Annotated in this window: 23 protein-coding genes; 18 read left to right on the top strand and 5 right to left on the bottom strand. The window is 35.3% G+C overall.

Annotated features, from left to right (window positions below):
* Positions 1-143: 143 nt before the first annotated feature.
* A complete protein-coding gene (locus G3A47_RS20530; RefSeq protein WP_166925820.1) occupies positions 144-1,523 on the top strand; it encodes a Gfo/Idh/MocA family protein in 1,380 nt (459 codons plus the stop codon).
* Between the two features lie 387 nt (positions 1,524-1,910).
* Here the strand turns inward: G3A47_RS20530 and G3A47_RS20525 are convergent, their stop codons facing one another.
* Positions 1,911-3,557, bottom strand: a complete 1,647-nt coding sequence (locus G3A47_RS20525; RefSeq protein WP_166925818.1) for a S41 family peptidase — start codon at positions 3,555-3,557, stop codon at positions 1,911-1,913.
* Between the two features lie 266 nt (positions 3,558-3,823).
* On the opposite strand from G3A47_RS20525, the gene G3A47_RS20520 reads away from it, so the two are divergent.
* Positions 3,824-4,150: a helix-turn-helix transcriptional regulator gene (locus tag G3A47_RS20520; protein ID WP_166925816.1), complete on the top strand. Its 327-nt coding sequence runs from the start codon at positions 3,824-3,826 to the stop codon at positions 4,148-4,150.
* A 156-nt stretch (positions 4,151-4,306) separates the two neighbouring features.
* On the opposite strand, the gene G3A47_RS20515 is transcribed toward G3A47_RS20520, so the two are convergent.
* From G3A47_RS20515 to guaA, 3 genes are all read right to left on the bottom strand, one after another.
* Entirely contained in the window at positions 4,307-4,708 is a 402-nt protein-coding gene (locus G3A47_RS20515) for an OsmC family protein (RefSeq protein ID WP_166925815.1), read from the bottom strand.
* Positions 4,708-6,810, bottom strand: a complete 2,103-nt coding sequence (locus G3A47_RS20510) for a PBP1 and LysM peptidoglycan-binding domain-containing protein (protein WP_166925810.1) — start codon at positions 6,808-6,810, stop codon at positions 4,708-4,710. Before G3A47_RS20510 ends, G3A47_RS20515 begins: the two co-directional genes overlap by 1 nt.
* A gap of 250 nt (positions 6,811-7,060) precedes the next feature.
* Entirely contained in the window at positions 7,061-8,590 is a 1,530-nt protein-coding gene (guaA, locus tag G3A47_RS20505) for a glutamine-hydrolyzing GMP synthase (protein WP_166925808.1), read from the bottom strand.
* A 411-nt stretch (positions 8,591-9,001) separates the two neighbouring features.
* Here guaA and G3A47_RS20500 point away from each other — a divergent pair, with 411 nt between their 5' ends.
* Positions 9,002-9,529, top strand: coding sequence for a hypothetical protein (locus G3A47_RS20500; protein ID WP_166925802.1), 528 nt, complete (start codon positions 9,002-9,004; stop codon positions 9,527-9,529).
* Positions 9,530-9,899: 370 nt separating this feature from the next.
* Here the strand turns inward: G3A47_RS20500 and G3A47_RS20495 are convergent, their stop codons facing one another.
* A complete protein-coding gene (locus tag G3A47_RS20495; RefSeq protein ID WP_166925800.1) occupies positions 9,900-10,613 on the bottom strand; it encodes a hypothetical protein in 714 nt (237 codons plus the stop codon).
* 302 nt (positions 10,614-10,915) lie between these two features.
* Here G3A47_RS20495 and G3A47_RS20490 point away from each other — a divergent pair, with 302 nt between their 5' ends.
* From G3A47_RS20490 to G3A47_RS20420, 15 genes are all read left to right on the top strand, one after another.
* Positions 10,916-11,833, top strand: a complete 918-nt coding sequence (locus G3A47_RS20490; protein WP_166925798.1) for a DnaJ C-terminal domain-containing protein — start codon at positions 10,916-10,918, stop codon at positions 11,831-11,833.
* Positions 11,823-12,128, top strand: a complete 306-nt coding sequence (locus G3A47_RS20485) for a chaperone modulator CbpM (RefSeq protein ID WP_166925796.1) — start codon at positions 11,823-11,825, stop codon at positions 12,126-12,128. The genes G3A47_RS20490 and G3A47_RS20485 overlap by 11 nt, the downstream gene beginning before the upstream one ends.
* A gap of 166 nt (positions 12,129-12,294) precedes the next feature.
* Positions 12,295-12,678, top strand: coding sequence for a RidA family protein (locus G3A47_RS20480; RefSeq protein WP_166925794.1), 384 nt, complete (start codon positions 12,295-12,297; stop codon positions 12,676-12,678).
* A gap of 227 nt (positions 12,679-12,905) precedes the next feature.
* A complete protein-coding gene (locus G3A47_RS20475; protein WP_166925793.1) occupies positions 12,906-14,162 on the top strand; it encodes a voltage-gated chloride channel family protein in 1,257 nt (418 codons plus the stop codon).
* A 325-nt stretch (positions 14,163-14,487) separates the two neighbouring features.
* Positions 14,488-15,492 carry a DHH family phosphoesterase gene (locus tag G3A47_RS20470; protein WP_166925791.1) on the top strand — a complete coding sequence of 335 codons (1,005 nt, stop codon included), beginning with the start codon at positions 14,488-14,490 and terminating at the stop codon, positions 15,490-15,492.
* 5 nt (positions 15,493-15,497) lie between these two features.
* Positions 15,498-16,139 (top strand): gliding motility-associated peptidyl-prolyl isomerase GldI, encoded by a 642-nt coding sequence (gene gldI / locus G3A47_RS20465; RefSeq protein ID WP_166925789.1) that lies wholly within the window; start codon positions 15,498-15,500, stop codon positions 16,137-16,139.
* 16 nt (positions 16,140-16,155) lie between these two features.
* Complete coding sequence (locus G3A47_RS20460) at positions 16,156-17,232, top strand: peptidylprolyl isomerase (protein WP_166925787.1); 1,077 nt, start codon at positions 16,156-16,158, stop codon at positions 17,230-17,232.
* Between the two features lie 27 nt (positions 17,233-17,259).
* Entirely contained in the window at positions 17,260-18,399 is a 1,140-nt protein-coding gene (locus tag G3A47_RS20455; RefSeq protein ID WP_166925785.1) for a peptidylprolyl isomerase, read from the top strand.
* A gap of 208 nt (positions 18,400-18,607) precedes the next feature.
* Positions 18,608-19,504 (top strand): EamA family transporter, encoded by an 897-nt coding sequence (locus tag G3A47_RS20450; protein WP_166925783.1) that lies wholly within the window; start codon positions 18,608-18,610, stop codon positions 19,502-19,504.
* 88 nt (positions 19,505-19,592) lie between these two features.
* Positions 19,593-19,949 (top strand): DoxX family protein, encoded by a 357-nt coding sequence (locus G3A47_RS20445; RefSeq protein WP_166925781.1) that lies wholly within the window; start codon positions 19,593-19,595, stop codon positions 19,947-19,949.
* A gap of 30 nt (positions 19,950-19,979) precedes the next feature.
* Entirely contained in the window at positions 19,980-20,687 is a 708-nt protein-coding gene (gene aqpZ, locus G3A47_RS20440; RefSeq protein WP_166925779.1) for an aquaporin Z, read from the top strand.
* Between the two features lie 44 nt (positions 20,688-20,731).
* Positions 20,732-20,974: a GlsB/YeaQ/YmgE family stress response membrane protein gene (locus G3A47_RS20435; protein WP_166925777.1), complete on the top strand. Its 243-nt coding sequence runs from the start codon at positions 20,732-20,734 to the stop codon at positions 20,972-20,974.
* A gap of 388 nt (positions 20,975-21,362) precedes the next feature.
* Positions 21,363-22,190 carry a sterol desaturase family protein gene (locus tag G3A47_RS20430; protein ID WP_166925775.1) on the top strand — a complete coding sequence of 276 codons (828 nt, stop codon included), beginning with the start codon at positions 21,363-21,365 and terminating at the stop codon, positions 22,188-22,190.
* Positions 22,191-22,310: 120 nt separating this feature from the next.
* Positions 22,311-22,589 carry a DUF2805 domain-containing protein gene (locus tag G3A47_RS20425; RefSeq protein ID WP_047775685.1) on the top strand — a complete coding sequence of 93 codons (279 nt, stop codon included), beginning with the start codon at positions 22,311-22,313 and terminating at the stop codon, positions 22,587-22,589.
* Between the two features lie 112 nt (positions 22,590-22,701).
* On the top strand, positions 22,702-24,561 hold the full coding sequence (locus tag G3A47_RS20420) for a M61 family metallopeptidase (protein WP_166925773.1): 1,860 nt from the start codon (positions 22,702-22,704) through the stop codon (positions 24,559-24,561).
* Positions 24,562-24,749: the final 188 nt, after the last annotated feature.

The raw sequence follows: 24,749 nt of genomic DNA, 5'->3' as shown, positions 1-24,749 counted from the left end.
AGATTTAAAATAAGTGATCCTCTTTTCATTCTCAAAAAATCGCTTCTATTATGATAGAGAACAAGTACAACTAACAGATTAAAAATTAAAATAGTACCGATAATCCAATTACAGATTATCAAATCATTTAAATCAAATTAATTATGAAAACTAGTAATTTAAAATTCATTTTAACCGTATGCATTTTGTTTTGTGGAGCAATTGTATCGGCGCAAATGATTAAAACCAAAACTCCATCACGCGCAAAAGGCCAAACCGATGTTTTACGTCTGGCCGCTACGCCAATACCGACCGTTCGCGTGGCCTTTATTGGTCTTGGAATGCGTGGTCCGGGAGCAGTAGAACGCATGACACATATACCGGGTGTTGAAATTGTCGCATTATGTGATATGACACAGGAAAATACCTCTAAAGCAAACGAAATCTTAACCAAAGCAGGACTTCCAAAAGCACAGGAATTTTATGGTGATGAAAATGGATGGAAAAAAGTTACTGCATTACCAAATGTAGATTTAGTATACATCGCAACAGACTGGAAACACCATGCGATGATTGGTGTTCAGGCTATGAAAGACGGTAAACACGTAGCCATAGAAGTTCCGGGTGCGATGACAATGAAAGAAATCTGGGAGCTTATCGATACGTCTGAAAAGACACGTAAGCACTGTATGCAACTTGAAAACTGTGTGTATGACTTCTTCGAACTTACGACATTAAACATGGCACAGCAAGGTGTATTTGGAGAAATTCTTCATGCTGAAGGTTCATATATTCATGGCTTACAACCTTTCTGGGGAGAGTACTGGAACAACTGGAGAATGGATTACAATATTAAACATCGTGGTGATATTTACGCTACTCACGGTATGGGACCAGCTTGTCAAGCACTAAATATTCACCGTGGTGATAAAATGAATTTCCTGGTTTCTATGGACACAAAAGCAGTTGGAAACCCTGCTTATATCAAAGAAAAATCAGGAAAAGAAATTAAAGATTTTAGAAATGGAGATCACACCATGACTATGATTCGTACTGAAAATGGAAAAACAATCCACATTCAGCATGACGTTACTTCTCCTCGTCCGTACAGCAGAATGTATCAATTGAGCGGAACTAAAGGTTTTGCCAATAAATATCCATTAGAAGGGTACGCTTTAGACGGTAAAGAATTAGGAGATGATGTAAAACCAAATCATGAAAAATTAAATGCACACTCTTTTGTTCCAGCAGAAGTTAAAAAAGCATTGATGGAAAAATACAAACACCCGATTGTAAAAGATATCGAAGAGCAGGCTAAAAAAGTAGGTGGTCACGGCGGAATGGATTTCGTAATGGACTACCGATTAATCTACTGCCTTCAAAAAGGATTGCCACTAGATATGGACGTTTACGATTTAGCAGAATGGTCTTGCTTAGGTCCGTTAACAGAAATTTCTCTTGACAATAATTCAGCTCCTGTAGAAATCCCTGATTTCACACGTGGAGGTTGGAACAAACTACAAAAACTTGAGTTTTCAAAGTAAATATATTGGTTAGTTAGTGAGAAAGGGCATCTTAATTGAATTAGATGCCCTTTTTTTGGCTGGAAAACTCGCAGTGTTTTCTAACATGTCATTTCGACTTTAGGAGAAATCGCACTAGTAAATCGACAAAGATTGGCGATATGCTGTATAGAATTCCTGTTGTGATTTCTCCTAAAGTCGAAATGACAATTTTACGGTAATTATGAATGAATGAATGAATGAATGAATGAATGAATGAATGAATGAATAAAGTATCAAGTGCTATTTACCTCGCCTGTTCGCTATCGCTCGGGTCTCCTGCGTCATTGACAATTAAAAGGCAATTCTACAAACTAGGATAAGACGAATCAGGTTAAGTAACCACTTCACAATCCAGAAACTGCCTCATTATTTTATTTGTTCAATGCCCTTTTGAAGAACTTCATCTACACCGGATTGAATTCCTTTTATAGTAGGTTTCACTTCTATATCTACTTTTACACCTTTTCTTTGTGTTTCTGTACCGTCCGGGTAAAAAATACCGGTTCCGGACAAAATAGATCTGTCTTTTAAAAAATAAAAATCCGAAACATTCCCGTCAGCTCCGGCTGTCTGACTACCCACTGTGATTACATTATCCCCTGCCTGTAATAACATAGTGCTAAACTCGGCTCTACTTTGTGTCTGCTCATTAACTAATAAGACCACTTTACCTTTAAAATAGTTTTTTAAAGGGTCAATCGTTATTGTTTTTCTGTGGTGAAATCTGCCCGGGTATGTAAAATCAGGTTCAATAAGATTGATACAGTCTTTACTTTTCTTTATAAATCTTCGCGCCAAAACATAAGGAAGAAAATTAGGGTAATTGCGTATGTCAATAATTATTCCTTTTGCGTTTTCAAATTGTTTCATCATTTTGTCAACATCTGGCATTTGCAAAGCTGACATGTCTACATAACCAATACCATCTTCCAGAAATTTATATTTTTCAGATGAAATTTCCCTTTTATAGATCGCATAATACGGATATCGGGATACCTTTTTTCGAAGTGTATCAGAATTGCGAGACAATACTACATCAACCGTATTTGTACTTCCATTAGCTAAATAATAATAGGTACCTCTTAATTTGCCATCTTTGTTAGAACCGCTTAAATATTTTAATTTGTTTTTTATAATTGTGGCGATCGGTACGCCATCTATTTCCTCGATGATATCTCCCACTTTTAAATCGTTGATTTTTGCTAATGAATCATTGGGAATACCTGTTACTATTGCCTTCCCTTCAATTATTTTTAAGGTAGCAGGAAAAAACAATTGTCCAAAAAAGCCGGCCGTTTTATCGGTTATAAATACGCCATGGGCGTCATCAGTTTTCACCACTGTTTCCAACATTGCTAAATTGTAATCCAATTCATTTTTAACCAGCACAAATTTGCCAATCATTTCTGGTAGTACATCCTCCCATTTCTGATCTGTCATATATTTATATGGGAAAAAATATTCTACAGTATTCCAGTATCTGCAAAGATTGAGAATTCTCATATTGGTTTCCGGATACAATGCTTCTTTATACATTTTCTCATTAATCATCAAAATATTGCCTGTCTTTGCTCTGTCCACATAGAAAGGTTTTCCCTGATATCGGTTGTTTTTAATAAACTGCAACTTCTCCACAACAGCAGCATTAAAATAGTGCTCATTACCAAGCCATGCTAAATCTAAATTTTTAGTAAAGTATTTGGAATCCTCTTTTTCTTCGGAAATATTCTGCTTTTTTACATCACCAAGACTAATAATCCAGTTAAGATAGATTAAGGATATTTCCTCTTTGTTTTTGGCTTTTTGAATTAAGGGCAACTGAGTCAGAAACTGCTCGTCCCAATTATACTTTCCTCTAGCCACATTGGGATGATAATATTTTAAGAACCCCCAAACTTTGCAAAAAACCGCTTCCTTTTGAAACGGAATAGAATCGCGCTTATCTTCTAAGCTTTGTCCAAATGACGTATTCAAATAAAATAAAAAACAAATAATTGAAACTCTTACATTCATAACTTAATCAAATAAAAAAATTAACACATTAGAAATAATTATAATAAGTAAAAATATAGGATTACAAAAAACATCCTTATGCAAAATCATGCGAATATTATACAGAAAATTCAATAGATGTGTTCGAGGACATTTAACTTTTTTTTTGAATTTAACAAAATTACAATCTTTATTTTTACCCGCATATATTGCTATTTCATCAGATTTACGTTACGTATAATCATAAAAAAACAGATTATCATCAATCCTATTAAACTATATCTTTAATGAAGAAAAAATTATTAAATGCCAGACTGAACAAAGGTTTTTCTCAGGAAGAATTGGCAGATTTAGTTGGAATGTCACAAGCAAATTATTCCAGGAGAGAAAATGGTTTAAAGAAAATATCCGAAGCCGAATGGACTAAACTTGCAAAACATTTAGGCTTAGAAAAAGAAGATATATATGAGATTGATACGATCTGCAATAGTAGCAATGAATATCCCCTTAAGGCAGAAACATTTACAATTCCTAAATTTATAATGGACCACATCGAATTGTTACAAGAAAAAAACAGACAACTGGAAGAAAAACTAAAAAGCTATGAGAGTTAATTCCTTTACACTATTCCTATAACCGTAACTCATAAAATCTATTTCTTCTGTCCTATAAAAAACAAAATGCAATCGCAAAACTCCCGTAGCCACAGACACAAAATAAAAAGCCTTTCGTTGTTACGAAAGGCTTTCTAAAAAATATAATCTTAAAAATTAGTTCCAGTTAAAACTAATTTTCTTTTCAATTTCACTATTCAGACTCAAAAAAACCGGACAGGTCATAGCAGCACGTTCTAAGATCGTTTTGCTTTTCTCGTCTGTTGTTCCTTTCATTTCAAAAACAATTTCGATTGCTCCGATTCGTCTTGGTTCAGCGTTCATTATTTTAGTTACTTCCGCTGTAGAATCATTGATGTTAATTTCCATATCACGGGCTTTAATACCCATAATTGTCATCATACAACTTGCTAAAGCATTGGCAACGGTGTCGGTTGGAGAAAAGGCTTCTCCTTTTCCGTTATTATCTATTGGTGCATCTGAAATGATTTCACTACCGGATTGCACATGAATTGATTTTGTTCTTAAATCTCCTAAATAGGTTACTTTTGATGTCATTAATTGGCTACTTTTAAAGTTAAGTCTGAATCGTAATATAAAATGTAAACACCTTTGTTTGCGTGTCCGCCATCCTCTTTTTTGTAATATTGAAATTTATTGTCAGCTTGTTCTGTTGTCATTAAATCTGCCGTTTCCTGATACGTTTTACCCTGAACCAAACGCATCATGGTATCAAAAGTTACATCAAATCCACGAGTAGCGTACGTATTTGGATTTACTTTATTTTTCAATCGATATTCTTTCTTAAAAATCTGAACACCCGGTTCATTTCCTTCACGCGTTACCGAAGGGTACATTAATTTCAATTTTACTAAATTCTCAAAACTAATTTCGTCTGTATCTAAAGTACTGTTTGGTTCTAAAATTACCAACTGTACCTGACAGGTTTTTTGCGCGTCAATCAATGCTTTAATAGTCGCTTTAACCATAGCGGTATTAGCAGTTTCCATTACAACATAATTCATTCTGTTAGGCAATAACAAGCTTTTTAAGTTTGCAACATCTAAACCTCCGGTTTCTGTCAAAGCAGCGAAAACAACTCCTTTTTGATTTTGTTTAATATAGGTAACAACCGATTCTTTTTTCTTATCAACTACCGCCACAATGTTTCCGTTTTTAGCACGCATATAATCAAAAACAGCGTTTTTAACTACATCATTTGTTGGGATAGACTGGTACAAATTGTCAATTGGATTCGCTGCATCTTTTGATAATGGCGAAATTACAGGTACATTAAACGAACGCAATGCATTAGCTGTACTTTCTGCATTACTTTGATAAAAAGGCCCTACAACCGCACTGGCATCCTGCAACTTATTCTGTGCAATTAAAGTCAATGTATTTGAAGTGTTTTTTGTTTCCTGTGAATCATAAATCGAAACATCAATTGGTAATCTTAAAACTTTAGCTGAATCAATCGCCATCATAGCTCCCGAATAAAAATCAAGAGTCATATTCAAAAATTTATCACTTTTAATTTTATTAGTACTACTTACCGTATCCGCCTGCATTTTAGCCAGGTTAAAAGGCAATAATAAAACTAATTTTTTACGGTCATTTTGTCCTCTTCTTTTAGTCAGTTCAACCACTTCAGGATTGGCACCAACTGTTTCCGATTTTGTTTTTTCAATCACTTTTATAGCTCCGAATTCGGAATCATCAGCTGACTTCTCTCCTTCTTTTACAATTGGTTTTTGCTGCGCAATAATCGGAGTCGGTGCAAGGAATCCGGTTGGTACTTTTAAAACCATTCCTTCTTTTACTCCTTCAGAAAGTGACGGATTTAATTCGGTTAATTCGGTCTGAGTTAACTGGAACGTTCTTGACAAACTATAAAGTGTTTCTTTTGGTTTCACCTGATAGTCCATATAAGTAACTGCTTTTTTTGAAGGTTTGTCTTCTTTTTTAGGCTCAACAGCTTTTGCTACCTTGGCCACCACAAGAGCTGTCTCCTCTGTTTTTGGAGCAGTTCCTTTAATCGTAATCCTGTGACCAACTGCTAAATTAGCAACAATCTCCGGATTGCGCTTCTCTAAATCTTCAACCGTTGTATTGTATTGTTTTGCGATAGAATATTTGGTCTCTTTTTGCAAAACATCGTGATATATATATTTTTCAGGAGCCGGTGCTTTATTGACTTTAGCACTTACTGCAGCAGTACTTTTTACTGCGGCTCCTTTTGAAGGAATAGTAAGCGTCTGACCAATTTGCAAACCATTCGTTACCAAAAACGGATTGGCTGCTTTTAATGCCTCATCAGAAACTCCATATTTTTTTTCTATCCCAAAAAGCGTTTCTTTTGGCTGTACTTCATGTGTAATTACTTTTCCGGAAGCACTTGGTTTTGTAGAAGCTACTTCTGTTTTGGTTGCTACCGATTTATCTGATTTAGTAGGAATTAACAGTACGGTATTTGGAGCCAATGCTTTTCTGGCGTCCGGGTTTAATTGGTAAATATCATAAGGAGTAACCTTAAATTTTTGAGCAATTTGATTGATTGTTTCTCCGCTCGAAACCGTATACTTCACGGCCTTTTCCTGAGAAAAAGCAGAGCAGGTTACTAAAAAAACGAGCGAAAATAATGTAAAATAATACTTCATAATAGGGCTTAAAACAATTTAATTTTTAATTCGAAAAACAAGGTACTACTTTTTGTTTAAAGCGAGATTCCCAGAGCCTGTTTTTTTGCTTATTATCTTAGATTAATTGCGGTCTTAGCAATAATGACGTTCTTATTATAACTCCTCTTCTGACTTTTTCTTGCATCCAAATAAAAATATTTTCCGAATTTAACACGAATTGGAGAAAAAAATAAGGCGTTACATTTGTAACGCCTTACTATAAAAAATATTATTCCCACTCAATTGTTGCAGGTGGTTTAGAGCTTATGTCGTATACTACACGATTCACCCCTTTTACTTTATTGATAATATCATTTGACACTTTCATTAAGAAATCATAAGGTAAGTGTACCCAGTCAGCAGTCATACCGTCTGTTGATTCTACGGCTCTAAGCGCTACTACTTTTTCGTAAGTACGCTCATCTCCCATTACACCAACACTGTTTACAGGAAGCAGAATTGCTCCGGCTTGCCAAACTTTATCGTATAGTCCCCATGATTTTAATCCTTCGATGAAAACAGCGTCAACATCTTGTAAAATCTGAACTTTCTCCGGAGTGATATCTCCTAAAATTCTAATTGATAATCCTGGTCCCGGGAAAGGGTGTCTTCCCAATAATTCAGGGTCTATTCCTAAAGTAGCTCCAACTCTTCTTACTTCATCTTTAAAAAGCATTCTAAGCGGCTCTACAATTTTTAATTTCATATAATCCGGTAATCCACCAACATTATGGTGTGATTTAATCGTAGCCGAAGGTCCTTTTACAGAAACTGACTCGATTACGTCAGGGTAAATAGTGCCCTGAGCCAACCATTTAACGTCTTCAATTAAATGCGATTCGTCATCAAAAACTTCGATAAAGACACGTCCAATTGTTTTACGTTTGGTTTCAGGATCGCTGATTCCGGCTAATTCACCAAGAAAACGGTCACCTGCATCTACTCCTTTTACGTTCAATCCCATTCCTTTGTATTGATTTAATACATTTTGGAATTCGTTTTTACGAAGTAAACCATTGTTTACAAAAATACAGTATAGGTTTTTACCTATTGCCTTATGTAATAAAACTGCCGCTACAGTAGAATCTACTCCTCCTGACAATCCTAAAACAACCTTATCGTCACCTAATTTCTCTTTTAACTCTGCCACCATTTCTTCTACGAAAGCACCTGGTGTAAAGTTTTGAGGAACCTCGGCAATGTTAACTAAAAAGTTCTCTAACATTTTTGATCCATCAGTAGAATGGAAAACTTCAGGATGGTATTGAATAGCATAAGTCGTTTCGCCTTCAATTTTATAAGCTGCAAATTCTACATCATGAGTACTCGCCAGTTTTACTGCATTTGTCGGCAAAGCTTTGATACTATCGCTGTGGCTCATCCAAACCTGGCTATTTTCTGAAACTCCGTTAAAGAAAACTTCATTCTCCTTAATATATGACAAATTAGCTCTACCATATTCTCTGGTATTAGAAGCAGCTACTTCTCCACCGCTAAAATGCGCCAGATATTGTGCTCCGTAACAAACTGCCAACATTGGAAGCTTGCCTCGAATTTGAGATAAATCAGGATGTGGAGCATCTTCTGCGCGAACAGAAAAAGGACTTCCTCCTAAAATTACAGCTTTATAAGGTGATAAATCACTTGGGAAGTGATTGTATGGGAAAATTTCGCAGAATATATTTAATTCGCGAACTCTACGCGCAATAAGTTGAGTATATTGCGATCCGAAATCTAAAATAAGTACGTTGTGTTGCATGCGCAAAAGTACTTTTTATATTCGAATTTGAAAAATTGATTTTAGTTTTTTTTTAAAGTTGCTGAGTTTCTAAGACTCTAAGATTCTAAGGATCTGTGAATCTCAGATTTAAAAAACGAAAAACTTAATATCTTACCGACTTCGAAAAAACCAAAGTCAACAACTTTTCGTAAGTATCGAAAAAAACATTTTAATAATAAAACCGAAATTACTCATTTACTGAGATTCTAAGCCTATAAGGTTCTGAGCTTCTTAGATTAAAAGTAAAAAACTTAGCATCTAAGCAACTTAGAAACTTCAAAAAAAACATTTAATACTAAATCTCTAAATTAATCCGTTACCTAAGATTAAAAGAAAACAAAAAACTTAGCCACTCAGTAACTTAGAAACTCAACAACTTCAAAAAAACCCATGAAATCAAAATTAATCGTCCTGTCTTTTTTCCTTACTTTATTTCTAGCTTCCTGTAATTCTGTTGATGATTTATTGACTTTTACAATTTCGAATGAAACTTCGATTCAGATAAAAAGTACTTCCCCTATTAATTTACCTTCGGAAATCATAACACCGGATGTGACCACCAACTCGTCTGCTGAATTTAGCAACAACAGAACCAAAGCGAGTTTAGTAAAAGATGTAAAACTAAAATCACTTAGGCTAACGATTACGGACCCTGAAGGAAAAACATTTACTTTCTTAAAATCAATTCACCTCTATATCTCAACAAACGACTCTGACGAAATAGAATTAGCGTATCAGGATAATATCAACGCAACAAGCAATACAATTGATTTGATTAGCACAGATGCCAGATTAGACCAATACATCAAAGCCGATAAATATAAAATCAGAACAAAAGTTACCTTAAAAGAAACGCTTACCAAAGATGTAACGGTAAAAGCAGATATGAAGTTCAGAGTTACTGCTGATCCTTTTTAACTTATTAGGTGCAAAGGTTCAAAGTGGCAAAGGCTCAAAGGGATATAGTTATAGTTTAACCCGTTGGGTGTATTTTTTTTAAACACATAGGAACATAGTTTTGAAAACGAAAAAAGGCGTTTAACTTATTTAAATTTTCAATTGTCAGTCTGAGCGAAGTCGATTGATTGACTATGTGATAGAAATATGTTTCTTTTCTATACTCTTTTTCATAACTAAAAGCTATGTTTCTATGTGTTAAGTATGATTTTTGCCACCCGAGCAAAGCGAATTGACGAAGTAATTGTACCCAACAGGTTATAGTTTATCTATTTTCTACCTCTGTACCTTTGCCACTTTGTACCTTTGTACCTTTGTACCTCAAAAAAAACTACTCTTTAGTAACTATTATTGACGCTTTAAAACCTGCAGCGAGATTATTCCAATAGTCGTTGGTAACCAATACACCTTTGTCATCATAAACCTGAATTTCTGCTGTATTACCTCCTAAAGTACCTATATTTAAAGCTTCAAAATCTAATTTATTGAACCCTTTTTGAAGCGTAATTCTTACTTCTTTAAAACTAGCATCCAAAAACAACTGAGGATTAATTACTATATCATTAGATGAGACCTTAACTAAATCACCATCAATAGCCCCAAAGTCTCTGAATTTCACAACAAAATAATTCGATTGCGTTCTAAAATCTCCTAACGAGATATTTTTCTTAATCAATTCTCCCCTTCCTTCTCTAAGTCCTTCCGCCCTTAAGGCTTTATCCACCTCTTTTTCCATCTTAGGAACATAACGATCACCCGGATTAGCAAAATCGGTTTCGGTTGACATACTAAAAGTACTTTTTTGCTCTCCAACCTGAAATTTAGATTTAGGAGTAATACTGGTATTATCAAAAACATTGGGCGTTTTTATACTTGGGATATTTAAATTAGTACCTGCAGGATCTTTGATTTCCGGAGATGGAAGTTTTTTAGGTTTTGCACTAAATTTAGGAGCCGGAATGGCCTTAAACTTGGTACTAAACTCAGTCTGAGCTGATACTGTTAGGGCAGTTAAAAATAGTATGGAAAATAAAATTTGCTTCATTGAAAAAAGTATTATCAAATGCCTTTTTTAATTTTTATAAAATCAAGTATAGCTTCACAAAAATAGCATAATTTAATTAGGCGCTACAACTTTAAGACTTTTATAACAATATATTAGGCTATTTTTTGGAAACAAAAAACCTGCCAAAAAATCAAAAAAATAAGTTTTAATACAACAAAAATTCACACCTAATATCTTACTTCTTAATCGCAATTTCCCTTTCAAAAAATATATCATTTTGAAAATTAACAACTTATTCCTAACTTCAATGTTTTAATCTACCTTTATTAAAAACATAAAAAATGGATTATATCGACTACTATAAAACATTAGAAATTACAAAGTCCGCTACTGAAGCCGAAATAAAAAAAGCCTATCGAAAAGCGGCACGAAAATACCATCCCGACCTGAATCCAAACGACAAAGAAGCCGAAAAAAAGTTCAAAGAAATAAATGAGGCTAACGAAGTCCTGAGCAATCCTGAAAATCGAAAAAAATACGACAAATACGGAAAAGACTGGAAACATGCCGACGAATTTGAAAAGGCCGGTTACAACCCTAACCAACAACAGCGTACCAGACCACAAAGCAATCCCGATTACAGCGACTTTTCGGGAGGTGATTTCTCCGGTAGTGATTTTTCCGATTTTTTCAACTCCATGTACGGTTCGGCAGGAAACAACAGAAGCCAATCTAAATACAGAGGTCAGGATTACAATGCCGAATTACAATTAGATTTAAATGCTGCATACAGCACACACAAACAAAATCTGACCGTAAATGGCAAAAACATCCGGATTACAATTCCCGCAGGAGTAGAAAACGGTCAAATCATAAAACTCCCTGGTCATGGTGGACCTGGTGCGAACGGAGGGCCTAATGGCGATTTGTACATTACTTTCTCCATCGAAAACAATTCCGACTTTAAACGAGAAGGCAATAACCTTTACGCCGATGTTGCTCTCGATTTATATACCGCCATTCTCGGAGGCGAGATTTTCATTAACACCTTTGACGGAAAAGTAAAGATAAAAGTCCCCGAAGAAATGCAGCCCGGAACAAAAGTCAAATTAAAAGGAAAAGGATTTCCGATCTACAAAAAAGAAGGTCAGTTTGGAGATTTATATATTACTTACAACTTGAAACTTCCGACAAAGCTGTCCAAAAAAGAAAAAGAATTATTTGAAGAACTTTCTAAACTAAGAAGTCATGAGCACTAAAAATCTAATTCAAATCAAACAATTTTGCACCTATCACGAAATTGAACACACCTTTATAACCGAACTAAATAATTACGGGCTGGTAGAAATTATTGTTCAGGAAAATGACGAATATTTATACATTAAACAATTGCCCGCTATAGAAAAAATGATTCGTTTGCATTATGATCTGAAAATTAATTTTGAAGGCATAGATGCCATCGCTCATCTCCTGAACAAAATAGAAACACTGCAACAAAATCTGACGATAACTCAGAATAAACTTCGTCTTTTCGAACAACATCAAATAGAATAACTCATAAAAATCCATTTCTTAAAATATCACAAAAAAGCTTGGTTTTCAAAACGATTTCAAACAAAATTTGCTCTTTTCAATTTCGTATTTTATAAATTGCAGCCTAATTAACTAACCGGATTTTGTTTTTAAAAGGACTAAAACAAATCAATAAAACAGTAAAAAAATGAAAAGAGAAAACATCTTAACAGGATCACCTTGGGAAGACAAAATGGGATATTGTCGCGCCGTACGAATTGGCAATATCATCGAAGTTTCAGGAACTGTAGCAATTGTTGACGGCGACAAAGTAAAAGCTGACGACGCCTATGCACAGACTTTTAATATTCTGGAACGTGTAGAAAAAGTCCTGGAAGATTTAAATGTCGGAATGAAAGATGTAATCAGAACCCGCATTTTCACTACTAATATCAATACTTTTGAAGATGTTGCCAGAGCACATTCTTCCTTTTTTAAAGATGTAAAACCTACAACCGGATTTTACGAAATCAGCAAACTGATCGCTCCCGAATATTTAGTTGAAATTGAATTTACAGCTGTTGTGCAGTAATTTTTTTGCCACGAATTTCACGAATTGCACTAATTATTTTTGCTGCAGATTAAGCGTGTATTTTTTAAACGTTTCAATCTTTTAAAATAAAAATTTGTGTAATTCGTGGCTAAAAAACACTCGACTTTTTTTGCCACAGATTTTGGGATTATGAAGATTGCTTTCTTTTTAAAATAAAAATTCGTGTAAATTTGTGAAATTCGTGGCTAAAAAAACTAAACCTGTAAATGACCTTACCTAATTCTAAAACAATACTCCTGACAACACTTAAGTGGGTTCTCATTTGTCTTTTGATTGGTGTTTTTTCAGGATCGGCTTCTGCCTTTTTTTTAATTTCGTTAGAATGGGTTACACAATTTAGAATCCATCACAACTGGATTATTTGGCTCTTACCCCTTGGTGGACTACTGGTCGGATTGAGCTATCATCATTGGGGAGAGTCGGTTGTAAAAGGAAATAATCTCTTGTTGGAAGAATACGAAACTCCAAAGAAAACCATTCCGTTTAAAATGGCTCCTCTGGTTCTTTTAGGAACTTTACTGACCCACTTATTTGGAGGTTCTGCCGGACGTGAAGGCACAGCTGTACAAATGGGAGGTGCTATTGCCGATCAATTTACAAAGCTTTTTAAATTAGATCCCTCAGAAAGAAAGATTCTGATTATCTTGGGAATCAGCGCAGGGTTTGCCTCCGTTTTCGGAACGCCATTAGCCGGAGCTATTTTTGCCTTGGAAGTACTGTATTTTAGTAAAATCAACTTAAAAAGCATCTTTTTATCTTTCTTAGTGGCTTATGCTGCTTATTTCACAGTTGAATTCTGGCAGGTCAAACACACGCATTACAGTATCCCCGATGTACCCGAAATCAATCTGACCAATTTGTTCTACACTATCCTTATCAGTATTCTATTCGGATTTGCTGCTTTGCTGTTCTCCAGAACTACTCATTTTTGGAGTTCTCTATTTTCGAAAAACATCAAATATCCCCCACTACGTCCGTTTGTTGGAGGAATCGTTCTTGCAATCGCCATTACAGGCTTTGGATTCACAAAATTCTCCGGTTTAGGCGTACCGGTAATTGTGGATTCTTTTTCAAATGCAAATGCGTGGTATGACTTTTTACTCAAAATTCTGTTTACAGGATTTACACTTGGAGCAGGTTTTAAAGGTGGTGAAGTAACTCCATTATTCTTTGTCGGCGCTACTTTAGGAAGCGCACTCTCCCTTGTCGTTCCTATACCAATAGCCCTTTTGGCCGGTATGGGTTTTGTCGCCGTATTTTCGGGTGCGACCCACACCCCCATTGCCTGCACCATCATGGGAATGGAGTTGTTTGGCACTCAACCCGGGCTATTTATCGCTATTTCCTGTACTATTGCCTATTTTTCTTCGGGCTCAGTTGGTATTTACAAATCACAAATTGTCAAAGGCGCCAAATACAAATTGTACCAGAAATTACAGCGAAAAGAGCTGGAAAACCTATAGGTAAATCCAATTTTAAAATTCCAAATTCCAAAAGGCAAATCAATACTCAATGTCATCCTGAGCGAAGCCGAAGGGAAAATCAATATCCACTGTCATCCTGAGCAAAGCCGAAGGGAAAATCAATACCGACTGTCATCCTGAGCGAAGTCGAAGGGAAAATCAATACCTATTGTCATTCTGAGCGAAGCCGAAGAACATCCTGAGCGAAGCCGAAGAACATCTTAAGCGAAGCCAAAGAACACAACTTTCAACCTTAATCGCTAAAAGTGTGTTAATCTCCAAATTGTTTTCAACATTACATTAAAAAAATGTAAATTCGCACACTATGAAAATACAAGATATTCAAGCGATACAATTGTTGCTCGCAACCCCAAAGAAAATCGCTATCATTCCGCATAGAGGTCCTGATGGTGATGCCATGGGCTCTACGTTAGGTTTATACCATTTTTTATTAAAAAACAATCATCTGCCAACGGTGATTGCACCTAATGATTTTCCTGATTTCTTAGCTTGGTTACCGGGCTCTGAAACTGTAAAAATATTTGAAAAAGACACTGAAAACTGTACGAAAATATTAGAAGAAGCAGAAATTATATTTACGCTGGATTTTAATGCTTTTCATCGCACAGGTGAAATGGAACATACCTTAGCAAAGCTAAAAGCGCCATTTATTATGATCGATCATCATCAAAAACCTGATGATTATGCTGCTTATATGTATTCTGACACTTCGTTTGGTTCTACTTGTGAGATGGTTTACAATTTTATTTCTTTTTTAGACAAAAAAGAAGATTTAGACAAAACCATTGCTACTTGTATTTACACCGGAATACTAACCGATTCAGGTTCTTTCCGCTTTCCGGGAACTACTGGAAATACGCATCGCATCATAGCCGAATTAATTGATTTGGGTGTCGAAAACACGCAAATTCCGGTTTTATTATTTGACAATAGTTCCTACAGCCGTTTGCAGTTATTAGGTCGTGCTTTGCAGAATATGAAAGTTTTTGAAGAATATAAAACTTCTTATACTACGCTTACTCAGGACGAACTGGATTCTTTTAATTATGTAAAAGGCGATACCGAAGGAATTGTTAATTACGGATTAAGCATGAAAGGAATCTTTTTTACTGCTATTTTTATAGAGAATAAAGACGAAAAGATTATTAAAATATCATTCCGTTCACAAGGAGGATTTGACGTCAACCAATTCGCAAGAGATCATTTTAACGGCGGAGGACATAGTAATGCTGCCGGCGGAAGATCTGACGTTTCTATGGAAGAAACTATTCAAAAGTTTGAAGATTTAATAACTAAACTAGCAATATAACCTATATGAACTACTTAAAACTAAGCAGCTGTGCCCTACTTTTTGCCGTTTTATTGGTAGGCTGTAAGCAACACGAAGAAGCCAGAAGACCTATTTCTAGGGCTTCGGGTACTTTCATGAAAAAATCAGCTGATCGGAACAAAAAATTAGTTGCCAGCGAAGAAGATATCATAAAGAAAATAATCAAAAGCAATCCTAAAGTAAAGTATTTTGCTTCACAAAAAGGATATTGGTACGCCTATGAGGAGCAAAATCTCATTGATACTTTACGACCAAAAAGAGGAGATATTGCCTATTACAATCTGGAAATAAAAGATATTCAGGGCAAAATTATCTACCCTGAAGCTGAACTTGGTCCACAAACCTATCATGTAGACAAACAAGAGATCATGATGGGATTGCGCGATGGTATAAAACTGATGCGTAAAAACGAAACTGTAAACTTCTTATTTCCATCACATATCGCATATGGTTATCATGGAGACAATAAAAAAATAGGACCTAATCAATCCTTAATTTGCACCGTTACCTTAAGAAATTTCACACCTGAAGAAGCGCCAAAAGCAACGACTCCGAGTACACAAACTCCGAAACCGGTAGCTCCAAAGCCAACAGTTCAGACTAAAAAAGACACTTTAAACCCGTAAAAACAACATTAAAAAAATGAAAAAGAGTATTTTAATATTACTATTAGCCGCTACCTCGTTTTATTCTTGTAAAGACAAACACAGTGACTTACCAGATGGTTTATACGCTGAAATTGAAACAAATAAAGGAAGTATCATTGTAGAATTAGATTATAAAAAAGCACCCATAACAGTTGCCAATTTTATAACATTAGCTGAAGGCAAAAATGAATTTGTAACGGATGAAAACCTTAAAAAGAAACCTTTTTTTGATGGATTAAAATTCCACCGTGTTATTGCTGATTTTATGATCCAAACCGGTGATCCTCTGGGAACTGGTTCAGGCGATACAGGATACAAATTTAAGGATGAGTTCTCTGATTTAAAATTTGACAAAGGCGGTGTTTTAGCAATGGCAAATAATGGGCCCGGAACAAATAGCAGTCAATTTTTCATCACACATGTTGAGACTCCGTGGTTAGAAGGAAAACATACGATTTTTGGTCACGTAGTGGATAAAGGAATGGATGTCGTTAATAAAATTGTTCAAAACGATAATATCACAACTATTACAATTATCAGAAATGGTGAGGCAGCAAAAAAGTTTGATGCCGTAAAAGTATTTCACGATTATTTTTCAGAAATAGCGAAAGAAAAAAGTAAATACGCAGGAGTTCAAAAAGAAAAAGTAGCTTATTATGCTTCTTTAAAACCAAAAGCTACTAAAACAAGTACTGGTTTAGAATACATTATCACAGAAAAAGGTACCGGTAAAAAACCTGCAACAGGAGCACAATTGTACATTCATTATGCAGGATTCTTAGAAGACGGAACCTTATTTGACAGCAGCGTAGAAGAAGTTTGTAAAACATTCGGAAAGTTTGATCAGGCAAGAGCAGAAGCAAAAGGTTACCAGCCAATTCCATTTCAGGCAGGTCGCAAAGACGGTATGATTCCTGGATTTATTGAAGGAATCGAGCAACTTTCTTTTGGAGATAAAGCCGTTCTTTTCATTCCATCACATTTAGCTTACGGAGAAACCGGAGCCGGAGGGGTTATTCCACCAAATGCGAATATCATTTTCGAAATTCAATTATTAGAGAAACCACAATAACTAATATAGACTTAAATTCTAAATACGATGAAATTTAAACTTCTATTCTTATTCTGTCTGGCAGTAGTTAATATTCAGGCACAAGCGACAAAAAAACCGGCCGCAAAACCAGCTGCAAAAACGGCTACAACAAAAGTAGCTCCTAAAGCAACAACGGCTGCCGAAGGAATTTTTGCAACAATTGAGACCACTAAAGGAACCATCGTTTTGTCATTAGAGTATGTAAAAGCTCCGGTAACAGTCGCTAACTTTATTACTTTAGCTGAAGGAAAAAATCCTAATATGAAAGTGGAAAAACTAAAAGGAAAACCATTTTATGACGGATTAAAATTCCATAGAGTTATCAACGATTTTATGATTCAGGGTGGTGATCCGGACGGAAACGGTACAGGTGGTCCCGGATTTGCCTTTAAAGACGAATTCGTAGACGATTTAAAATTTGAAAAAGGCGGCGTTTTGGCTATGGCCAATTCAGGTCCGGCTACCAACGGAAGTCAGTTTTTTATCACACATAAAGATACGCCTTGGTTGAATGGAAAACACACCATTTTCGGTCACGTAGTTTCAGGAATGGACGTTGTGAACAAAATAGTTCAGGATGATATCATGACAAAAATTACAATCGCCCGCAAAGGTGCTGCAGCCAAGAAATTTGATGCTTTAAAAGTAATCAGCGATGATGCTAAAAAAGGAGAAGCTAAAAAAGCCGAAAACCAAAAAGTAATTGCCGAAAAAGCGGCTTACTTTGCAGCAACTAAAGCTACAGCAACTGCAACAGCTTCCGGTTTAAAATATAAAATCACACAAAAAGGTTCCGGAGTAAAATCTCCTGAAGGGTCTAACATCTATTTTCACTATGCCGGTTATTTTGAAGACGGAAATCTTTTTGACAGCAGCATTGCCAATGTAGCAAAAGCGTATGGCAAATATGACGCTAACAGAGATGCGCAAAAAGGATATCAGGCCTTTCCGTTTGCAGTAGGTAAAAAAGACGGAATGATACCGGGTTTTATTGAAGCATTAGACATGATGACTGACGGAGAAAAAGCAATCTTCTTTCTTCCTTCTAATTTAGCCTATGGAGAAAAAGGTGCCGGAGGTGTGATTCCGCCAAATGCTACTTTAATTTTCGAAATCGAAACGTACAACAATCAGCCTGTGAAATAATTGCCACAGAGATTTATATAAAAAAACCACCAAAGGAAAATTCTTTTGGTGGTTTTTTCGTTTCTACTTTCCCTCAATTCCACAATTTTAGCACCAAAACAAATGCTAAAATTACAGCAATGACAAGGTTTTTGAAGTTTTAACACTAAATCTTAAACAAAATAGCTTACCTTTGCCGGCTTTAATTTTTTAAACTAAACAAGTTAGGATGTTACAAAATAATGTATTAAAAGGAGTATTTTTAGTTGCAATTGGTGCTACAACATACGGAATGTTAGCCACTTTTGTAAAAATGGCATACTCAGAAGGCTATACCACTGCCGAAGTTACCACTTCACAATTTGTATTGGGTATAATTGGTATTTTACTTATTAATGCATTTCAGAAGGTCAAAAACAAAGAAAGCGTTGTAAAAGCAACATCCAAAAACATCATTAGTCTGATGACAGCCGGAACTTCTTTGGGGATGACCAGTTTATTCTACTACCTTGCTGTAAAGTATATTCCGGTTTCAATTGGTATTGTTTTGTTAATGCAAACCGTTTGGATGGGGGTTTTACTTGAAATGATTTTAGAAAAAAAATTACCTTCAAAACAAAAAGTTATCGCCGTATTTATTGTACTGCTGGGAACTGTTTTAGCAACCAATATTATACACAACGAAGTAGCACTTGACTGGAGAGGTATGGCATGGGGCGCTATGGCAGCTGCTTCTTTTACCACAACCATGTTTACTGCAAATCGTGTTGCAACCGGAATTTCATCTGCACAACGTAGTTTGTACATGCTTATGGGTGGTGCTGTAATTGTATTCTCTTTTGCCTTTTTTACTCAGGTAACTCCTTTTAACCTTGCAATTTTCCTGAAATGGGGAATTATATTATCTTTATTCGGAACCATTATTCCGCCGATGTTAATGAATGCTGGTTTCCCTCTAACAGGAATTGGTTTAGGAAGTATCGTTTCTGCACTTGAACTTCCTGTTTCCGTAATGATGGCTTATGTTTTACTGGATGAAAAAGTAATCTTTTTACAATGGGTTGGTATTGTTTTAATCATACTGGCGATCATTATAATGAATGTAAATTTCAAAGGCAAAAAGTAATCGATTTTATATAGTTCCAAAAAAAAGAACTTAATATAATACAATATTTGTTAATTTTTTTATAAATTCGTGATAAACAAGTGATATCATGAATTTACCTTGGCATTTATATCTAATGGCTTTTCTATATATAATTGCCGGAATCAATCATTTTAAAAACCCGGGAATGTACATTACCATCATTCCCCCTTATTTTCAGAACCCCAAATTATTAAATAGTTTAAGTGGAGCTGCCGAAATTATTCTGGGCATCCTCCTCACCCTTCCTTTTTCAACAGTTATTGCTGCTTGGGGAATTATAGCTTTGTTAATTGCTGTATTTCCTGCCAATTGGTATATGTTTCAAAAGAGCAAAAAGGGTTTTTCTTTGTTAAATTTCATTCTATTAATACGCTTGCCCTTACAAGTCGCATTGATTTTATGGGCGTATGTATATACCCGTTAACAACTAAATATTAATTAAAATTATTTAACTATGAAAAAATTATTTGCAGAGTTCTTCGGAACTTATTGGCTTGTTTTTGGAGGTTGTGGTAGTGCCATTTTTGCAGCCGGAATTCCTGACTTAGGAATTGGATTTGCTGGTGTAGCACTTGCCTTTGGTCTTACCGTCCTGACAATGGCTTATGCTGTTGGACATATTTCAGGCGGACATTTTAATCCTGCAGTTTCATTCGGTTTATGGGCCGGAGGCAGATTTCCTGCAAAAGACCTTGTTCCTTATATCATTGCACAATGCGTTGGAGCACTTGCTGCCGCAGGTACCTTGTTTACTATTGCATCGGGAAAAGCCGGTTTTGCAATCGACAATACAAAAGCCGGTGCCTTTGCCTCAAACGGATTTGGAGCCTTTTCTCCTGATGGCTATACTTTGCAATCAGCCTTCATAGCTGAATTTGTTTTGACTTTATTTTTCCTACTGGTAATTTTGGGTGCTACAGATAAATTTGCCAACGGAAAATTCGCCGGGGTTGCAATTGGTCTGGCACTAACATTAATTCATTTAATTAGTATTCCAATCACAAATACTTCCGTAAATCCTGCCAGATCTTTATCTCAGGCTGTTTTTGTTGGTGGAGAACCGTTATCTCAAGTTTGGTTATTCTGGGTAGCCCCGATATTGGGAGCCATCGTCGCAGGATTTATATACAAAACCTTACTGCAGAATCACGACAAAGCGTAAAACAAGCATCCAAAATCAATTAATAATTATAAAAACATAAACTTATGGACTTTTTATATTTTTTACTTATCGGAGCAATCTCAGGATGGTTAGCAGGTCAGTTGTGGAAAGGCGGAGGTTTTGGTCTTTTTGGCAATATTATCGTTGGTATTATTGGTGGAATCTTTGGCGGATGGCTGGCAGCTAAACTTGGTATTGGTGGCGGAGGCCTGTTGTGGCAAATTATTATAGCTGCCGGAGGTGCCTGGATTCTACTGTTTATTATCAGTCTCATAAAAAAATCATAGTAGTAGATAAATTACACCTACTACTACATTACATAAAAGAGAAAAGTGAAGTTAATGCCTTCGTTTTTCTCTTTTTTTATGTTTACACTTTAACTTATTACAAAGTCAAACAATCCTCTAGTTTAGTTGTTTTTTTATGTCAATTTCGACTTTAGGAGAAATCGCATCCAGTATTCGACAACGATTAGCAACATTAAACAACTTAAGCTACTTTTTTTGTCATTCCGAAGAATGGGGAATCACACTAGTAATTCGACAAAGATTAGAAAATTTCTTCGCGGAGTTTCAGGTGTGATTCCCTATTCTTCGGAATGACAGAGGTTGAAAGAACTTTATTCAAAAGAGTATCAATAAATTACTTAAATTTGATAAAATACTTATAAGAATCATGAACGAAATAATAGCCTATTTTAGCACGATTCCCTCTTCCCACCGAAGCTTAATTCTGATTGGAGGAATAACCTTATTTTGGATAATTGAGAATACCTTTCCGTTATTTCAGATGAAATATAAAAAATGGAATCACGCCGGTATCAATTTCTTTTTCACCTTTACTACCATTATTGTCAATTTTATTCTGGCCTTTATTCTAATTCAGACTGCCAATTGGACAACCGAACATCATTTTGGACTTTTAAACTGGCTCCCCGAAATTCCGATCGTACTCTACACCATCATTGGATTGCTGTTACTGGACTTAATTGGGGCCTATTTAGCCCATTTTGTGCAGCATAAAGTAAAATTCTTCTGGCGTTTTCACCTAATTCATCATACCGATACTTGGATTGACACTACAAGTGCCAACAGACATCATCCGGGAGAAAGTGTAATTCGTTTTGTATTTACTACACTTGGTGTTTTACTGGTTGGAAGTCCAATGTGGATGGTGTTTTTATATCAATCCCTATCCGTCGTAGCTTCTCAATTTACTCATGCCAATATCGCTCTGCCAACAAAACTAGATGCCTTTTTAAGCTATTTTTTAGTTTCTCCAAACATGCACAAGGTACACCATCATTATGTTCTGCCTTACACAGACAGTAACTACGGAAATATCTTCTCGATTTGGGATCGTCTTTTCGGAACTTTTACCTCTCTTCCGAAAGAAGATTTGATTTATGGCGTAGATACACACATGCTGCCGGAAGAAAACAACAAATTAAAAAACTTACTCCATATTCCCTTTCAGGAATCGAGATCAGCAAAAAACAGCTAAAAACATAAAAAAAATATCCCCGATCGAACCAACTAATTATTTTTTTTATTAATATTGATATATAAATTGAAAATCAATCTATTAATCATTAACACCTATTTTTGAATTAATTTTCACGAGATGAAAAAGAGTAACCGCAAAGAATTGAACTGGGAACAAACGGAAAAGCTGGTTTCGTTGGCCTTAGAAGAAAAAAATCCATTTGAAATTATAAAAAAAGAATTTGGATTGGCAGAGAAAGAAGTACTGGAAATCTTGAAGAAGAAGATGCCTCTTGAAAAATTTGAGATGTGGAAAAAAAAGGCTTTAGCAAACAAACCTAAACCAAAACCCGTTAAAATTGATGATTTTGATGAAGATTTGGATGGCAAATATTATATAAAGAACAAATTAGACTAAAAATAAAGCTCCTGTAAATCAGGAGTTTTTTTTTATTTTTATAAGTTTACTCACAATTCTGTAACATTTTTACATTTTGTCAGTCAAACACAAATAACTAAACTCAAACATAATGAAAAAAATAATTTACACTTTAGCGCTCGCCATAACATTATGGAGCTGTAAAACGGGATCTTCTTCCGGAGCTGCAAAATCAAATACCGTTGACGTTAACATTAACCTTACAGATGTAAAAGACGATAAGGTTCTGGTAACAGTTATGCCTCCACAAATCAAAACAGACGAGGTAATTTACAGCATCCCTAAAACAGTACCGGGAACTTATTCTACTGATAATTACGGTAAATTCTCTGATGACTTTAAAGCTTATGATGCTAAAGGAAACGCTTTGACCGTAAAAAGAATTGACGATAATTCATGGTCTATTTCAAATGCAAAAACATTAAAAAAAATTACCTATTTGGTTGGTGATACTTTTGATACAGAAAAAGGAACCGGATTTGGTAATGATGATGTTTTCTCACCGGCTGGTACCAACATCAACGCAGGAGTTAACTTCATGGTCAACACACACGGTTTTGTAGGTTATTTTAAAGATAAACTAGATGTTCCTTACAAAGTGACCATCACACATCCGGAAACACTTTGGGGAGCAACGTCAATGACAGACGAAGATGCCAGCAAAACAAGCGATGTATTTACAACGCCACGTTATGCTGTTTTGGTTGAGAATCCAATTATGTATTCAAAACCGGATTACACTACTTTTAATGTAAACGGAATGGATATTTTAATTGCGGTATATTCTCCAACCGGAAAATTTACTGCAGAAAGTATTACTCCGGAAATGAAAACCATGATGACCGCGCAGAAAAACTTTTTAGGGAAAGTAAATTCTACTAAAAAATACACTGTTCTATTGTATTTATCAAGCATGGCTAAAGATGATGCACATGGTTTCGGAGCCTTAGAACATCCTACAGCAACAACGGTAGTTTTACCGGAATCAATGCCAAAAGACAAACTGGTAGAATCTATGAAAGATGTGGTTTCTCATGAGTTCTTTCATATTGTAACTCCATTAACCATCCATTCAAAAGAAATTCAGTATTTTGATTATAATGCACCAAAAATGTCAGAACATTTATGGATGTATGAAGGCGTAACAGAATATTTCGCTAATCTTTTTCAAATCAATCAAGCGTTAATTGACGAAAGTGAATTCTACACTCGTATTGCTGATAAAATAGAACAGTCTAAGCATTTAAACGACACCATGTCATTTACGGTAATGAGTGCAAACGTTTTAGACCAACCTTATAAAGATCAGTATTTAAATGTATATCAAAAAGGAGCTTTAATCGGTATGTGTATTGATATCATCATCAGAGAAAAAAGCAACGGAGAAAGAGGAATTCTTGATTTAATGCATAAATTATCTAATGAATATGGTATCGACAAACCATTTAATGACAATGAGCTTTTTGCAAAAATCACATCATTAACTTATCCTGAAGTTGGAGAATTCTTAAAAGCATATGTACAAGGAACAACTCCGATTCCTTATGACGTTTATTTGGCAAAAGTTGGTGTAACAAAAACAATGGAGAAAAAACCTGGACAAATTTTCTTAAAAGGGCAAACTCCTTATATCACTATTGACAAACAAACAAAAGAAATTCTGGTTCGCTCAGACATTGAATCAAATGATTTTTTCAAAAATCTAAACTTAAAAGGTGGTGATATCATAGTGTCTGTAAACAGTAAACCTTATTCCGTAACTAACATCTATGATTTAATTACAGAAAGTCAAAACTGGAAAGATAACGATGCAATCACGCTTCAAATCAAACGTGGCGGTGTAGAACAAACTATAAAAGGAACCGTAAAATTACCTTACGAAGAAACAGAAACTTTTAAAGCTACAGATGCTTCAAAAGAGAAACTTAAAAACGCATGGTTAAAAGGATAATCCTTTTAATCTGAATAGAGAAAACCGGCAAGTGATTGCCGGTTTTTTTTATGGAACATATGTTTGTTATTACCAAGAAGGTGCTTAGTTGTCATTCCTGTAAAGGTTACTTATTTCGGTAACAAAATTTAATTTTAATAAATTTTGTTACGATGAGAAATAATAGTCAGGATTCCACTTTAGAGCGA

Source organism: Flavobacterium poyangense, assembly GCF_011751075.1.
Taxonomy (GTDB): Bacteria; Bacteroidota; Bacteroidia; order Flavobacteriales; family Flavobacteriaceae; genus Flavobacterium; species Flavobacterium poyangense.
This window is presented reverse-complemented; position numbering and strand designations above follow the sequence as displayed.

Bases quoted from the DNA above. Each gene is read 5' to 3' on its own strand.
- G3A47_RS20490 (WP_166925798.1), top strand. From the start codon at position 10,916: ATGGATTATATCGACTACTATAAAACATTAGAAATTACAAAGTCCGCT.
- aqpZ (WP_166925779.1), top strand. From the start codon at position 19,980: ATGAAAAAATTATTTGCAGAGTTCTTCGGAACTTATTGGCTTGTTTTT.
- G3A47_RS20530 (WP_166925820.1), top strand. From the start codon at position 144: ATGAAAACTAGTAATTTAAAATTCATTTTAACCGTATGCATTTTGTTT.
- G3A47_RS20475 (WP_166925793.1), top strand. From the start codon at position 12,906: ATGACCTTACCTAATTCTAAAACAATACTCCTGACAACACTTAAGTGG.
- G3A47_RS20480 (WP_166925794.1), top strand. From the start codon at position 12,295: ATGAAAAGAGAAAACATCTTAACAGGATCACCTTGGGAAGACAAAATG.
- G3A47_RS20420 (WP_166925773.1), top strand. From the start codon at position 22,702: ATGAAAAAAATAATTTACACTTTAGCGCTCGCCATAACATTATGGAGC.
- G3A47_RS20455 (WP_166925785.1), top strand. From the start codon at position 17,260: ATGAAATTTAAACTTCTATTCTTATTCTGTCTGGCAGTAGTTAATATT.
- G3A47_RS20485 (WP_166925796.1), top strand. From the start codon at position 11,823: ATGAGCACTAAAAATCTAATTCAAATCAAACAATTTTGCACCTATCAC.
- G3A47_RS20500 (WP_166925802.1), top strand. From the start codon at position 9,002: ATGAAATCAAAATTAATCGTCCTGTCTTTTTTCCTTACTTTATTTCTA.
- G3A47_RS20525 (WP_166925818.1), bottom strand. From the start codon at position 3,557: ATGAATGTAAGAGTTTCAATTATTTGTTTTTTATTTTATTTGAATACG.
- G3A47_RS20495 (WP_166925800.1), bottom strand. From the start codon at position 10,613: ATGAAGCAAATTTTATTTTCCATACTATTTTTAACTGCCCTAACAGTA.
- guaA (WP_166925808.1), bottom strand. From the start codon at position 8,590: ATGCAACACAACGTACTTATTTTAGATTTCGGATCGCAATATACTCAA.
- gldI (WP_166925789.1), top strand. From the start codon at position 15,498: ATGAACTACTTAAAACTAAGCAGCTGTGCCCTACTTTTTGCCGTTTTA.
- G3A47_RS20425 (WP_047775685.1), top strand. From the start codon at position 22,311: ATGAAAAAGAGTAACCGCAAAGAATTGAACTGGGAACAAACGGAAAAG.
- G3A47_RS20510 (WP_166925810.1), bottom strand. From the start codon at position 6,810: ATGAAGTATTATTTTACATTATTTTCGCTCGTTTTTTTAGTAACCTGC.
- G3A47_RS20520 (WP_166925816.1), top strand. From the start codon at position 3,824: ATGAAGAAAAAATTATTAAATGCCAGACTGAACAAAGGTTTTTCTCAG.
- G3A47_RS20450 (WP_166925783.1), top strand. From the start codon at position 18,608: ATGTTACAAAATAATGTATTAAAAGGAGTATTTTTAGTTGCAATTGGT.
- G3A47_RS20470 (WP_166925791.1), top strand. From the start codon at position 14,488: ATGAAAATACAAGATATTCAAGCGATACAATTGTTGCTCGCAACCCCA.
- G3A47_RS20515 (WP_166925815.1), bottom strand. From the start codon at position 4,708: ATGACATCAAAAGTAACCTATTTAGGAGATTTAAGAACAAAATCAATT.
- G3A47_RS20435 (WP_166925777.1), top strand. From the start codon at position 20,732: ATGGACTTTTTATATTTTTTACTTATCGGAGCAATCTCAGGATGGTTA.
- G3A47_RS20430 (WP_166925775.1), top strand. From the start codon at position 21,363: ATGAACGAAATAATAGCCTATTTTAGCACGATTCCCTCTTCCCACCGA.
- G3A47_RS20460 (WP_166925787.1), top strand. From the start codon at position 16,156: ATGAAAAAGAGTATTTTAATATTACTATTAGCCGCTACCTCGTTTTAT.
- G3A47_RS20445 (WP_166925781.1), top strand. From the start codon at position 19,593: ATGAATTTACCTTGGCATTTATATCTAATGGCTTTTCTATATATAATT.